The organism is Rheinheimera nanhaiensis E407-8 (genome assembly GCF_000296695.1).
Classification (GTDB): Bacteria; Pseudomonadota; Gammaproteobacteria; order Enterobacterales; family Alteromonadaceae; genus Alishewanella; species Alishewanella nanhaiensis.
On the sequence record NZ_BAFK01000040.1, the window covers coordinates 1 to 12,270 of the forward strand.

16 protein-coding genes and 1 pseudogene are annotated in these 12,270 nt (G+C 51.6%); 6 read left to right on the forward strand and 11 right to left on the reverse strand.

Annotated features, from left to right (window positions below; translation table 11 throughout):
- Positions 1–349: hypothetical protein (locus tag RNAN_RS18230; RefSeq protein ID WP_040552657.1), on the reverse strand; the 349-nt coding region annotated here is incomplete at its 3' end.
- Between the two features lie 133 nt (positions 350–482).
- Between RNAN_RS18230 and RNAN_RS18235 the strand changes: the two genes are divergently transcribed.
- The 4 genes from RNAN_RS18235 to RNAN_RS18245 all read left to right on the forward strand — a co-directional run bounded on the left by RNAN_RS18235 (position 483) and on the right by RNAN_RS18245 (position 3,023).
- Positions 483–908 (forward strand): Tse2 family ADP-ribosyltransferase toxin, encoded by a 426-nt coding sequence (locus RNAN_RS18235; protein ID WP_040552659.1) that lies wholly within the window; start codon positions 483–485, stop codon positions 906–908.
- 2 nt (positions 909–910) lie between these two features.
- The gene (locus RNAN_RS19330) at positions 911–1,084 is read left to right on the forward strand and encodes a hypothetical protein (protein ID WP_008224532.1); all 174 of its coding nucleotides are present in this window, start codon (positions 911–913) and stop codon (positions 1,082–1,084) included.
- Between the two features lie 275 nt (positions 1,085–1,359).
- Positions 1,360–2,466 (forward strand): helix-turn-helix domain-containing protein, encoded by a 1,107-nt coding sequence (locus RNAN_RS18240; protein ID WP_272942690.1) that lies wholly within the window; start codon positions 1,360–1,362, stop codon positions 2,464–2,466.
- Positions 2,466–3,023: a PIN domain-containing protein gene (locus RNAN_RS18245; protein WP_008224535.1), complete on the forward strand. Its 558-nt coding sequence runs from the start codon at positions 2,466–2,468 to the stop codon at positions 3,021–3,023. The genes RNAN_RS18240 and RNAN_RS18245 overlap by 1 nt, the downstream gene beginning before the upstream one ends.
- A gap of 369 nt (positions 3,024–3,392) precedes the next feature.
- Here RNAN_RS18245 and RNAN_RS18250 read toward each other — a convergent pair whose 3' ends face one another.
- The gene (locus RNAN_RS18250; protein WP_008224537.1) at positions 3,393–3,878 is read right to left on the reverse strand and encodes a hypothetical protein; all 486 of its coding nucleotides are present in this window, start codon (positions 3,876–3,878) and stop codon (positions 3,393–3,395) included.
- Positions 3,862–4,512 (reverse strand): hypothetical protein, encoded by a 651-nt coding sequence (locus tag RNAN_RS18255; protein WP_008224539.1) that lies wholly within the window; start codon positions 4,510–4,512, stop codon positions 3,862–3,864. Before RNAN_RS18255 ends, RNAN_RS18250 begins: the two co-directional genes overlap by 17 nt.
- Before the next feature lie 140 nt (positions 4,513–4,652).
- Here RNAN_RS18255 and RNAN_RS18260 point away from each other — a divergent pair, with 140 nt between their 5' ends.
- Entirely contained in the window at positions 4,653–5,417 is a 765-nt protein-coding gene (locus tag RNAN_RS18260; RefSeq protein WP_008224541.1) for a type 1 glutamine amidotransferase domain-containing protein, read from the forward strand.
- 45 nt (positions 5,418–5,462) lie between these two features.
- Here RNAN_RS18260 and RNAN_RS19570 read toward each other — a convergent pair.
- From RNAN_RS19570 to RNAN_RS18300, 8 genes and pseudogenes are all read right to left on the reverse strand, one after another.
- A pseudogene (locus RNAN_RS19570) lies at positions 5,463–6,040 on the reverse strand (NAD(P)H-dependent oxidoreductase).
- 113 nt (positions 6,041–6,153) lie between these two features.
- Positions 6,154–6,489, reverse strand: coding sequence for a MerR family transcriptional regulator (locus tag RNAN_RS18270; RefSeq protein ID WP_008224547.1), 336 nt, complete (start codon positions 6,487–6,489; stop codon positions 6,154–6,156).
- Positions 6,490–6,526: 37 nt separating this feature from the next.
- Positions 6,527–6,868 (reverse strand): FKBP-type peptidyl-prolyl cis-trans isomerase, encoded by a 342-nt coding sequence (locus RNAN_RS18275; RefSeq protein WP_008224549.1) that lies wholly within the window; start codon positions 6,866–6,868, stop codon positions 6,527–6,529.
- 89 nt (positions 6,869–6,957) lie between these two features.
- The gene (locus tag RNAN_RS18280; RefSeq protein ID WP_008224551.1) at positions 6,958–7,140 is read right to left on the reverse strand and encodes a ribosome alternative rescue factor ArfA; all 183 of its coding nucleotides are present in this window, start codon (positions 7,138–7,140) and stop codon (positions 6,958–6,960) included.
- Positions 7,141–7,220: 80 nt separating this feature from the next.
- The gene (locus RNAN_RS18285; protein ID WP_008224552.1) at positions 7,221–8,417 is read right to left on the reverse strand and encodes an ABC transporter permease; all 1,197 of its coding nucleotides are present in this window, start codon (positions 8,415–8,417) and stop codon (positions 7,221–7,223) included.
- The gene (locus tag RNAN_RS18290) at positions 8,417–9,628 is read right to left on the reverse strand and encodes an ABC transporter permease (protein ID WP_008224553.1); all 1,212 of its coding nucleotides are present in this window, start codon (positions 9,626–9,628) and stop codon (positions 8,417–8,419) included. The genes RNAN_RS18285 and RNAN_RS18290 overlap by 1 nt, the downstream gene beginning before the upstream one ends.
- Positions 9,621–10,322 carry an ABC transporter ATP-binding protein gene (locus RNAN_RS18295; protein ID WP_008224554.1) on the reverse strand — a complete coding sequence of 234 codons (702 nt, stop codon included), beginning with the start codon at positions 10,320–10,322 and terminating at the stop codon, positions 9,621–9,623. The genes RNAN_RS18290 and RNAN_RS18295 overlap by 8 nt, the downstream gene beginning before the upstream one ends.
- On the reverse strand, positions 10,315–11,460 hold the full coding sequence (locus RNAN_RS18300) for an efflux RND transporter periplasmic adaptor subunit (RefSeq protein WP_008224556.1): 1,146 nt from the start codon (positions 11,458–11,460) through the stop codon (positions 10,315–10,317). Before RNAN_RS18300 ends, RNAN_RS18295 begins: the two co-directional genes overlap by 8 nt.
- Positions 11,461–11,821: 361 nt before the next feature.
- Here RNAN_RS18300 and RNAN_RS18305 point away from each other — a divergent pair.
- Positions 11,822–12,270, forward strand: a 449-nt coding sequence (locus RNAN_RS18305) for a glycoside hydrolase family 16 protein (protein WP_040552662.1), incomplete at its 3' end; no start/stop codon positions are given.

Genomic DNA, 12,270 nt, shown 5'->3' on the forward strand with positions numbered 1-12,270 from the left:
GGATGCGGTTGGTTAGCAATGTCAGTGCCGGGCATGGATGATAACCTGCATATTCGGCTTTCCCCTGCCAGTACGCATTAATAACAAAGTTACCGATAACCAGCAGAACTAAACCAGTGATCACACCGATTGCTGTCAGCTTGCCGTTATTTGCCGATAACCTTTGCCGGCGCAGACCCCGCCAAAGCCGGTTAGTGGCATAACTTGTCATAAATACCAGCGCCAGCAGTGCACCTGGCAGGTAAGCATGAAAGCTACTTAATACGATAAGTGGCTTAGCGCTGTTAACTTCCGCAAACTGGGTTTGCACTGAGTAAAGCAGCGCCCAGTAGCCCGCAATCAATAGCATGCTGAATAGAAGCAAGGCGATAGCGTCTTTAAGCACAGATAGCACTCTCAGTATTTAACATGTTGTTTAATTATTTAACATGCGGCGCAGTGTGAGGTATATTCGGTGAATCGACAACCTTTCGAGAGAAAAAATGCACACTCCTGTTCAGTTTTATATGGCGATACCGGAAGATCTATTTCGTTTGGGCCGAAAAACAACGCCGAAGCTTGATTATATTCGCCCAACTCCCCCTCGTGACGAAAAACAAGATGCATGGGACGTCAGGGTTTATGAGAAAAATGGCGTGAGTTATGTTGATAGCCAATCAGGAGGTTTATCTCTGTTTAATTATCGAAACCCTCAATTCGGCAACTTATGGTGGAAAATACCGAAAAGCACAAAGCTACCAAGTGGCTTACACATTTCCCTCGACAAAGGTGGTAAAGAAGGAAAGTTCCACTTCACTATTCGGCCTTTGCACGATATGCCGTACTATTCATACTTGGAAAAGCTGAAACAACTGGAATCTGCTGCAATTCCAAGTTTCCTGAGCGTGCCTAAATCTGAGGTAAGTTAGTTATGTTCTCAACGGTTGAATTACGTCATATCCGCTTGTGTTTGAGTAAGCAGCTTGCCGCTCAGCGAGCTGAGTTGCTTACACTGGATGAAGATAGTGACGAGTATATGGAAAGGGCTAATGATCTTATGGTGCTGGACAGCATCATCGCTAAGATTGATCGTGAACTTGAGTAAATGGCCCTCGGGGTCAAGTCTTGCTTTTTGCCTGTAGCACAGCGGTAGTATGGTTGTGAAAAGATCTGCCCCAAAGTCCTTGGGTGCTGCCGAAGTCTATACCAGAGAAAAATACTGCGGCTTGGGCGTTTTGACTTTATAGAGTTGAACTAACGAACAGTTCTGTTGCGAAGCAATTCTGCTTGGATTAGCGGCTTTAAACTTGACAAAACTTGACGCTGGCTTACAATTCGCGCATGCAAAAAATACTCAATACTGATAACGCCGTTAAGGCGATGCAAACTGCTGGTCTGTCACAAACTGCTGTGGCGGAGCGACTTGGTGTGTCTAAAGAGGCTGTGTCGCAGTGGCTGAAAGCCAAGTCTTTCCCGCGGCCAGACAAGCTGCTTCAGTTTGGCAAGTTGTTAAACCTGTCGTTTAGCGAGCTAGTAACCAGGCAAGACCCTTTTGCGCCTAAAGTGGCGTTCAGAAAAATGAAGGGTACCAAAACCAAAGAGCATCATATTGAAAAGGCACAGGATATTGGCCGGTTTTTGCGTCATCTGGTGCCTTATGTGCCGTTTGATACGCTGGAAATGCCGCCGGTACTGAAGGCGCCGCAGAATGATTACAGCTATCTGCGTAGCGTAACTGCTAAGGTAAGAGAAGATATTCATTTAGGCCCGACAGAGAGCGTTGATTTTACCCATCTGATACGCCGGTTTTCTGAACTGCAAACTGTGGTGGTACCGGTAATGTGGGGTAATAAACAGCGACATGAAAATGCCGTACATATCTACCTGCCAGACTCGCAGACAACCTGGGTTTATCTGAACCTTGATACCAACATACATGATTTTAAGTTTTGGATGGCGCATGAGCTGGGCCACTGCCTGTCACCGAGTTTAGACGGTGACGAGGCTGAAGATTTTGCCGATGCCTTCGCTGCTGCGCTGTTATACCCGCATGCTCTGGCAGAGCAGGCCTATGTGTCGATCACGGCACAGCCCTCTTCTGCAGCAAAAATATCTCATGTCATTGCCTTGGCAGATGAATTAACCATTTCGCCTTACACTGTTATGAAGCAGGTGAACAAGTATGCTGTTGCGGCGAATAAGCCTGAGATTACACTGAGCGAAAGAGCATTTCCCGGCGCGGTAACTAACTTTAATAAGAAATATAAAAATCTGAGCGAGGCTTTATTCGGTGATGCTGAACTGGATAAGCAAGGTAAGCCCAGTGCCCGTGAATATATCGCTAAAACCGAGGCGGCTTTTGAGACGCCATTTTTTGCTATGCTTAGCAAGTATCTAAAACAGCACCAGAACGGTCCGGGGTTTGTCCACACTGTATTGGATATGCCATTACTTGACGCACGGAGTATCCACGCAGAGCTAACCTGATGCCACAAGCAAAAATTCTGGTTGATACCAACGCTTACTTAAGGTTAGCCAAAACGATACGGCCGTTATTGTTTGTACCCTTCGGTGCCAACCAGTTTTGTTTGTACATTCTGCCCGAGTTAAATCAGGAACTTGAAAACCGCAAACTGCAAAGCAAGTTCCCTTGGGTAGAAGAAGATGAATTTGCAGATAACCGTAAACACTTCCCCAAGATAAGCCGCAAGCAGAAGGCATCCATTCAACAAAACTTTGACTACATTTGGGACTATGTGCTGACTGAACACCCGGGCCCATCCAGAGTAGATGTTTGGTATATTGCCTATGCGTTAGAACTCGGTGTGCCGGTGGTAACTGACGATCAGGATATGACGGCGCTGGCTCACATTTTTGCCGCTAATGTTATGCCGACACTTGAGCTGCTGAAGATCATGTTAGATTGCGGCCATACTGATATGAAAACTATTGATGGTCTGTGCGATTACTGGCGCTATATTGCCGACCTGCCTGCCAACTTTAAAGCCGACTACCAGCGTTTGTTTGGTGAGCAGGAAGTTTAACCAGCTTATGCTGACGTATATGTATAAAAAACCAAAAAACTATACATGTCTTGTCTGTTATCTATAAATTTCGTGATTTTCTATATATGACAAGCATGATGTATATAGCAACGTCTTTTTAGATTAGATTGTCCGAATTGGTTGCTATGCCAGATTTGCTAAGCGTGCCTAAATCCGAGGTAAGTTAGTTATGCTCTCAACAGTTGAATTACGCCCTTTTCTTGTCGCAAGAGTCCTTTTCGTCACTCTCTAAATTTACAACCTATATGTTGTAAATGATAAATACATCAAATATGTTGTATTTCAGCTCTACAGTACAACTGTTGAATAATTGGGCTCAGTTAGTAATTAAAGTTGGTTACTCCAAACTCACCAAAGCGCTTGTTTCGACACTGCTAACCACATAATCACCAGCACGGTGACAGGTAAGGTAATTAGCGCCAGATTGGTAAAGCCTTTATGGTAAAACTGCACTAAAGCCTGCTGACGCGCTGTTAATACAGCCCCAGCGCTGCGCTTGGCGATCAGCCGTTTTACCTTCCAGTTACCTAGCCAGATATCGACAATTTCCAGCGGCACTATGATTAACAGCAGCAGCCAGAGCTTTTGCTGTAACCATGGCATGCTGATAAAACCGAACATAAAGGCCATGGTAGCGCCACTTAGCAGCAGGGTAACCAGGGCGATATGTTCCAGCGTTAACGTCCAGAAAAACACCCGGTACACTTTGGCGGTGGCGGGTGATAGCTCGCCCTCTTGCTGCTGCATATAACGCAGTACCAGCCAGGAGCCCAACGCCGGGCCTAACCACATGACCAATGAGCCGAGATGAATAACCTTAAGCGCGGCGTACATGCGCGGCTCCCCATAATTTCCAGGCGATCAGCACAAACCAGCTGGTGCTAAGCACCATACTGGCGGCAGTAAAATACTCCGCCAGTTTAAGCATCTGTAGCGCAATAGCGGCCGACAACCCTAGGCCCAGCAGCCAGGCCACTATGCCGGGAAACAGCCAGAATTTTAAAGCAGGTTGTTGCTTTAGCAGTGCCAGCGTCAGTAGCATGCCGCCAATATTGTATAAGCCGTTACCCAAAAAGCCGGTCAGGTGCATGGCCAGTGCGTCGATAAACTGCAGCAAGGCCAGTTGCTCAGTAGCGATATGCGGCATGACAAAGGCATACAGGGTTTCGGCCATCAGATCGGGCGCCATACCCAGCGCTACCAGCAACACACCATACTGGCGGGCGGCGCCTGGTTGCAATTCGGTAGACAACATTACCGCAAATGCCAGTAAACTCAGGGCGGCGGCCATCCAGCTTAGCCAGCCCAATTGCCATAACATTAGGTTGCTATTGATATAAGCCAGCCGGGTAGCAAGGTCGTCACCTACCGGCAAGCCGGGCCGCATTGGGCCGTTCATCATCAGGCAGGCGATAAAAATTATCAGTGCAATTAGTAATGTAGCGTAAAAGTAATGCGGTTTGGTCATAACAGGCCGTCCATAGCAACAAGGTAGCTATATTAACTTTTAGTGCGCGTAAGGAAAACGCTTAATGTTGCCGGCACTTAAACCTTTTACCCCTTAACCGCGACAAACCTGGTTGTGGTGTTATTTACTAAGGAAAGGTTATGCGATTGTTCACTGTGCTTTTGTGTTTGTTTTGTATTTGGTTTGCTGTTCCAGCCGCTGCGGCGCAGCCGGTTAAGAAGGTGCTGATAGTGGCGTCGAACATGGTCGATATGGGCGATGCTGAAAAGCATGAAGCACGTAACGATTTGTTTGAGTTTGCCCCGCCGTACCATGTGTTTATAAGCCATGGCTATGACGTTGATTTTGTCTCGCCAGAAGGCGGCGCGGTGCCCTTTATGCGCGACCCTTTGGGCATTGCCAGCTACACCATCAAGTATGAAAACTTTTTGGATAAAGCTAATAACACGCTGACACCTGCGCAGGTGAAGCCTGAGCAGTATTGGGCCGTTTTTAGCGGTGGTGGCTATGGCGTGATGTTTGATGTAGCACAGAATGTTGAGATCCAGGCCATTATCGCCAAAGTGTACGAGGCTGGCGGTATTGTTGGGGTTGGCGGCCACGGTGCGGCCAGTATCGCCAATGTAAAGTTGTCGGGTGGCGACTATTTAGTTAAAGGCAAAAAGGTAGCGGGTTTTCCCAATTCAACCGAACTGGAAAAAACCTGGGCCAAACATGGCACTTTGTTACCTTTTTTGATTGAAAGCCGTTTGCGGGACAATGGTGCTTTGGCGCAAAACAAAGACACGCTGGCCGATAAGCACGATGTGGTCATTGATCAGCGCATAGTGTCGACGATGTTTTTACCGTCAGCTGCGTTGGTAGCAAAAGAGATGATTATATTGCACCAGCAGCAGGGTAATTAACGTTTAACTGCGCCCTGACCGGCTATGCGCTGCCGGATAAGGTGTTTAAACGCGTTGCGCCAGTTGTCTGGCTTGTTTAAGCCAGTGTTGACGCTGCGGTAGTGTAGAGCTAATCACTGGCCCCAGCATTAAGCTTTTCAACGGCTTGACGCCGCAAAATGCCAGCGTGGTACGGCTGATTTGGTGTAGTCCTGGCGCGCGGTAAATCCAGCGAAAGTACCAGGGCGGGGTATCCATGGTTAGTAGCAAATGCGCGGTTTTGCCCACCAATAACGGCTGCGGATACTTTTCACCTTGTTGATATTTAAAGGCAAAGCCAGGCAGTAACACCCTATCAAGAAAGCCTTTTAGTAACGCCGGTGCGCTGCCCACCAAATGGGATACACCAGGCTAATATGTTGTACCCACAGCAGATCGGCCTGCGCCGCCTGTAAATCCGGCTCCAGTGCCGGACTTTTGCTATAGCCAGAAAACACCGGGTTAAAATTCAGCTTGTCCAGTTGCAGCCATCTTACACTATGGCCTGCCGCCGTGGCGGCATCAGCATAGGCTGCCGCTAATGCCTGGCCCAGCCGCTCGGCATCGCTGTGCACACTGATAATTAATACCTTTTTACTACTCATTCTGCTGCTCCGTTAGGGTAGGTGGTACCTGTCGGAGCGCAGCATACAGCCTGCCCTTTAGGGCAGAGTCAAGCGCAGGCCGTTACCGGTGATTGTGGTACCAGGCTAGCGCACTACATTATGTCTTGCATAGCCAGTTTCAGCTGTTGCTCTAACTGTTGCAAGCGCATAATTTCCAGCTGCACCGCCGTCTGTTTGTCTGCCAGATGCTGCAGTAACGCCGGCCAGTCCGGGGCACTGGCATCCGGGCCTAACACCTTGTTTAGCTCAGCCAGACGAAACCCCAATTGCTGTGCCTGACAGATCAGCATAATCTGGTTTAGCTGGCTGGCATTGTAATAGCGATACGTCCCCTTACGCTCTACCAACCCAAGTAAACCTAAGGTCTCATAAAGCCGCACCGCTTTTGCCGACGCGCCGGTTTGCTTTGTTACTGCGCCAATATACATTTGCAGTCCTTATCCTGTGGTATGCCGCTGCGCGGCTTTAATCATCCCTGGTCAGCACTTCCAGCAGTTCTATTTCAAAAACAAGGTTACTGTTTGGCGGGATCATAGTGCCGATTTGCCGCTCGCCGTAGGCTAAAACTGCCGGCACCCAGAGTTTACGCTTGCCGCCGGTTTTCATGCCTTTTAAGCCTAAAATCCAGCCTTGAATAACGCGGTTGTTGCTCAGCACAATTTGAAACGGCTCGCCGCGTTTGTAGGAGGAATCAAACTCGGTGCCGTCTTCTAACCAGCCACGGTAATGGGCGGTAATGAGCGCGCCACGTTCGGCAGCTTTGCCGGTGCCTTCAATCAGATCTTCAATTTTTACTTCGGTATTCATAAGGGGTTAGTGCCTGTTTTACGTGCTGGCAGTATAGCGCTTTGGCGGGTATGTGCGTAAGTAAAAGCAGCGGCAGGTACAGGCGGTGATCAGTGTACTGCACTAGAAACAACAAGGGCGTAATCTTTCGAGTTACGCCCTTTGCGGTTGTAGGAGCCTTTGCCCTTTTTGGCTTTGACTATTTTTGTTTGAAACAACTTACTGGTAACAAGTGCTTTAATTGCATTGTCGCGGATCTCACCGCGGCCATGCTCAGCGGCTGCTTTGGCCATGCTTTCCTCCTGGTTAAAAAACGCGCACAGTGTAGCTGCGTGCTTAGGGTGTTGCAAGCGCGATAGGTTCAACAAAATGGCTATTCGGCCCGCAAGGCTGTTATCGGGTTCATGCTGGCCGCCTGGCGTGCCGGGGTTATGCCGGCGGCCAGGCCAATGGCAATAGACAGCAGTAGCGCCAAACCCAAGTAGAACAAGCTTAACTGCAGTGGCAAGGCCGGTAAAAACAGCTGCAGGCCAAGCACCAGAGCAATGGCGGCGCTGATGCCCGCCAGGCCACCGGCTAAGGACAGCGCCACGGCTTCGGCTAAAAACAGCAGTAAAATTTGCCGCTGACTGGCACCGAGTGCGCTTAACAAGCCAATTTCACTGGTACGCTCGCGCACGGCGGTGCTCATAATGGTGACAATACCGACCGCACCTACCAGCAGTGAAATCGCGCCCAGCGCGGCCACCGCCGCAGTCAGTACCCGTAAAATATTATTCAGGCTTTGCAGCATATCGTCCTGTGAAATTAAACTGAAATCCTCTGCGCCATGGCGGGTTATTAACTGCTGCCGAATGCTGGCCAGCACCTGCTCTGTGCTGGCGCTGTCGCTAAACACCACGTCTATTTCCATCAGGCCGTTGCGGTTAAACAGCATCAGTGCTTTATCCACCGGGATAAACACCATATCGTCTAAATCAAAGCCCAACATCTGGCCTTTGGCAGCCATTACACCCCCCACCCGAAAGCGCATACCGCCAACGCGGATGCTTTGCCCCAGTGGATTTTGCCCGCCGAACAACTCTTGCTGCAGCTTATCGCCCAGCACCGCAAAGCTACGGCTGCGGCCGCTTTCGTCTGCCGGCAAGCCGCGGCCTAAGGCCAGCTCAAATTGCCAGGCGCTGTGAATGGCATGGTTGGCGCCAATTATGTCGGTGCTGCGCGAGCGGCCGTTGGCTTCTATGGTGCCACTGCCCTGCACTATGGGTACTACATGCGTTACATGCGGCAGCAGGGTTAGCGCTTGCGCATCATCCAGCGTTAACGGCCGGTCGGTTTGCAGCAGGCCGCCCATGCCGCCGGTCATGCTTTTGCCGGGGTTAATGGCAATAATACGGGTGCCAAACTGCGAGAAGTTACTCAGTACATAGTCGCGCACGCCTTCGCCTAACGAGGTCAGCAACGTTACGGCACAGATCCCCACCGCTATGCCCAGTGCAGTGAGGCTGCTGCGCATTTTTGCCGCGGTCAGGCTGCGCAGTACCAGTGTACTAAAATCGGCCGGGCGCATCAGTTGGCCCTGCTTTGTAAGGCGCTGATCGGCGATAGCCGGGCGGCGCGCCGTGCTGGTCCCCAGGCGAACAGCAATGAGGTCGCCACGGCAATGCCAAGCGCCAGTAAACGGGCCCACCAGGGCGTGTGAAAGGCTAAATCGGTGAAACGTAAGCGCATAGCCAGTAAGCCCAGCTCGCTAAGTAACATGCCGGCGCCGGCGCCCAGCAGCGCCATCAGCAATGCCTCGCTTAAAAACAGCGTTTGGATATCGCTGTTAGCGGCGCCTATCGCCTTTAACAGGCCGATTTCAGCGGTGCGCTGGCTAACTGAAATCAGCGTTACGTTCATAATTAAAATGCCGGCTACCAGCAAACTGATAGCGGCAATACCGGTTACCGCCAGATTCAGCGTGGTTAATATATTGCCAAAGGCGCTTAAAATGGCGTCCTGGCTGACCAGCGTAATGTCGGCTACGCCATCCTGGCGCCGCTGCATCAGTTGCACTAGCTGCTGCTTTAGCGCCGGTATCGCCGCACTGCTGTCACTTTCAATCAGCACGCGAAATAAACCCGGTTGATTAAACAGCACCTGGGCACTGGCCACCGGGATCAGTATGATATCGTTCATATCCATCCCCATCGCCTGGCCTTTGCTGTCAAGAATACCAATTACCCGAAAGCGGCGATCACCGGCTTTTAGCCATTGCCCCAAAGCCGGCGCGTTGCCAAACAATTCGCGTTTCACCGTGCTGCCGATCACCGCCACCGGGCTGGCGGTATCCAGCGCCACGGTGGGCAGCGGCTGGCCTTGTTGCACACTGAGCTGACGAATACGGAAGTAGTCGCTGCTGGTGCCGGCTATCACTACGTCGCGGGCACGGGCGTTAAAGCGCACTTCGCTGATGCCAACCAGCATAGGCGCTACTGCTGTTACGCCGGGCAGGCGGGCAATGGCCGCGGCATCGTCCAGCGTAATATCCCGTGGCGACTCACCGGTTAGCGGCGGCATGCCGCCACTGGTTTCCTTTTTACCCGGCAGCATGATCAGAGTGTTATTACCCAGCAGCGAGAACTGGCTCAGCACATAAGCCCTGGCACCTTCGCCCAGGCCGGTGAGCAGATTTACCGCTGCGACTCCTATAGCCAGTGCCAGTAATATCATCAGGCTGCGAAAGCGGTGGCGCAGCAATACCTGCAGGTTAAAGTGCAGCAAATCCGCACTACGCATGGCTGGCCTGCGCTGCACTGCCTGGTGGCTGATCGGCAACAACACGGCCATCTACCATGCGGATATGCCGCCGCGCCCGTTGCCCCAGAGCGCTGTCATGTGTGACCACCAGCAGGGTAATACCCTGGCGGTTAAGCTGTTCCAGTATGTTGACCACGTCGCTACCGGATTGCGAGTCAAGGTTGCCGGTGGGCTCATCGGCCAGCAGTAGCCGTGGCTGCATAACAATAGCGCGGCCGATGGCAACCCGCTGGCGCTGCCCGCCAGACAGCTGGTTCGGCAGATGATCAGCGCGCTCTGTCAGGCTAAGCTGGGCTAATATCGCCGTAACTTTACGCTTACGTTCAGCCGGTGCTACGCCGGCCAGCACCAGTGGCAACTCGATATTTTCCCGCGCCGTTAAGCGTGGTACCAAATGATACGACTGAAACACAAAACCGATATGCTCGCGCCGGTAGCGGGCGCGTGCGTTATCGCTCAGTGCGGTGGTGTCAGTGCCATTGAGCCGGTACTGGCCGCTGTCGGGCACATCCAGTAAGCCCAGCACGTTAAGCAGGGTTGATTTACCTGAGCCGGACGGCCCCATCACCGAAATATACTCGCCCGGGCTAATGCTCAGGCTGATGTTATCCAGCGCATGTACCGCCTGATCGCCCAGCATAAAAGTGCGGCACAGTTGGTTAAGCTCAATCATGGTGGGTATTTTTGCTGCTGATAACCCGGGCGCCAGCGACTGCGCCCGGCGTGTCCAGACTTAACAGTACCTGCTCGCCCTCGCGCAGGCCGCCACTAATTTCAGTCCAGCGCCAGTTACTGATGCCGGTGTTAATAGTGCGCAGTTCCAGTTGCTGCTGTTGGTTAACCACCAGCACCTGATTTTGCGCAAAAATGGCTTCAGTGGGCAGGCGCAGCACCTCGTCCTGTTGCTGAAGTACAATTTCCATATCTGCGCTGTAGCCAATCAGCAGCAATATATCATCAGGGTGTTGGTTAAAACGGGCTTCCACATCGACAGTACGCGCCTGTTTTTCGTAATCCTGTACATAAGGTGCAATACGGCTGACGGTAGCAGCAAACTGGCGGCCACGATAAGCATCCAGCGTTATCACTACCGGCATGCCGACGCGGATGCCGGCGGCGTCCACTTCATCAATGGGCGCGCGCACATACAGGCAACTATCGTCGATTAAATCGACCGCCGGTGGTGTCACTATGCCTGGTGGCGAGGGTGTGACAAACTCGCCCACTTCACCATTAATTTCGGCCACTACGCCGGCAAAGGGCGCCAGCAATTGTGTTTGACTCAGCAGGGCTTGTTGCAGTGTGAGCTGAGCATTAGCCACACTGATCTCGGCATCAGCCCGCTGGCAGCTATGGCGGGTTAACTCAGCATTGGTTAATGCCTGATCCAGCGCTTCATCCGACAGTAACTTTTGCTTGGCCAGGCTCTGTGCCCGTTTTGCTTCACGCGCGGCGCGGTCGCTGGCATCACAGCGCTCGGCTTTAGCCAGCTCAGCCACTTTTAACTGTGCTTTGGCTTGCTCGAGCCGGGCCTGTAGGTCCTGATCCCACATCGACATTAACCGCTGGCCCTGCGTTACCCGATCACCATTTTGCACATGCAGTGCAGCAACGGTGCCACCACTGGTCAGCGATAACTTAGAGCGCTGACAAGCACGCACGGTACCGGCGCGGGTATTGGCGACCAGCTGCGCTACGCTGCCTTTACTTACAGTGGTGGTGCTTACGGCAATTTCTGCGTCGGGTTTAAGCTGCCACCAGGCCAGGGCTGTGCTGGCGGTGACTAGCAGTATCAACGGCAGTTTTTTCATCAGGTATCCTTGGTGTAGCGCGCCTTTGCACTGCAGCTAAGTTTAGCGTTGATTATTGCTACCAATATGGAGACAGATCAAAAAGTTGCTACTGCGGTGTCTGGCGCTGCAGGCTGCACCAAAAACAGGCGCCGGCGGATGCTGTGTTTTTTTATGGTGCAATCTTATTCATTGAAATGTAATAAAAAAGCCATTTAGTTGCCATTTTTGCCTGTTGTTAGCGCGGCTTTTTCTGGCGCTACTATTGACGGGCGAAATTTAATCATCTACCTTTTGTAAGCGCTTACATTTATGTTGCAGATACCTTTATGGTATGGCGTTTCAGTCAGCAGGTAGCAAAATCCAGGGGATGAGAATAAAAATGAAACAACTTTCAGCGTTAACCGCCGTGCTTATGGCGGCCGGTTTAGCCGGATGCGGTGGCGATGTCGCTACCAATACCGATGTTAATGCGGTTAACCCCACCGAGCCGGTCAGTGACTGGCAATTAGTGTGGAGTGATGAATTTGATGGTAACAGCATCGACCGCAACAAGTGGACGCATGAGGTGAACTGTGCCGGTGGTGGCAACAACGAAAAGCAATGTTACACCGACAGTGCAGAAAACGCCTTTGTCGCCGATGGCAAACTGCATATCGTGGCCCTGCCGGCGCCGGAAGGCTCGCCATTACCCTACACTTCTGCCCGGTTAACTACCAAGTATCAGGGTGACTTTAAATACGGCCGTTTTGAAATGCGCGCCAAGCTGCCATCTGGGCAGGGCGCCTGGCCAGCATTTTGGATGCTGCCAACCGATGAAGTCTATGGTGG

Bases quoted from the DNA above. Each gene is read 5' to 3' on its own strand.
- RNAN_RS18235 (WP_040552659.1), top strand. From the start codon at position 483: ATGCACACTCCTGTTCAGTTTTATATGGCGATACCGGAAGATCTATTT.
- RNAN_RS19330 (WP_008224532.1), top strand. From the start codon at position 911: ATGTTCTCAACGGTTGAATTACGTCATATCCGCTTGTGTTTGAGTAAG.
- RNAN_RS18240 (WP_272942690.1), top strand. From the start codon at position 1,360: ATGCAAACTGCTGGTCTGTCACAAACTGCTGTGGCGGAGCGACTTGGT.
- RNAN_RS18245 (WP_008224535.1), top strand. From the start codon at position 2,466: ATGCCACAAGCAAAAATTCTGGTTGATACCAACGCTTACTTAAGGTTA.
- RNAN_RS18250 (WP_008224537.1), bottom strand. From the start codon at position 3,878: ATGTACGCCGCGCTTAAGGTTATTCATCTCGGCTCATTGGTCATGTGG.
- RNAN_RS18255 (WP_008224539.1), bottom strand. From the start codon at position 4,512: ATGACCAAACCGCATTACTTTTACGCTACATTACTAATTGCACTGATA.
- RNAN_RS18260 (WP_008224541.1), top strand. From the start codon at position 4,653: ATGCGATTGTTCACTGTGCTTTTGTGTTTGTTTTGTATTTGGTTTGCT.
- RNAN_RS18270 (WP_008224547.1), bottom strand. From the start codon at position 6,489: ATGTATATTGGCGCAGTAACAAAGCAAACCGGCGCGTCGGCAAAAGCG.
- RNAN_RS18275 (WP_008224549.1), bottom strand. From the start codon at position 6,868: ATGAATACCGAAGTAAAAATTGAAGATCTGATTGAAGGCACCGGCAAA.
- RNAN_RS18280 (WP_008224551.1), bottom strand. From the start codon at position 7,140: ATGGCCAAAGCAGCCGCTGAGCATGGCCGCGGTGAGATCCGCGACAAT.
- RNAN_RS18285 (WP_008224552.1), bottom strand. From the start codon at position 8,417: ATGCGCCCGGCCGATTTTAGTACACTGGTACTGCGCAGCCTGACCGCG.
- RNAN_RS18290 (WP_008224553.1), bottom strand. From the start codon at position 9,628: ATGCGTAGTGCGGATTTGCTGCACTTTAACCTGCAGGTATTGCTGCGC.
- RNAN_RS18295 (WP_008224554.1), bottom strand. From the start codon at position 10,322: ATGATTGAGCTTAACCAACTGTGCCGCACTTTTATGCTGGGCGATCAG.
- RNAN_RS18300 (WP_008224556.1), bottom strand. From the start codon at position 11,460: ATGAAAAAACTGCCGTTGATACTGCTAGTCACCGCCAGCACAGCCCTG.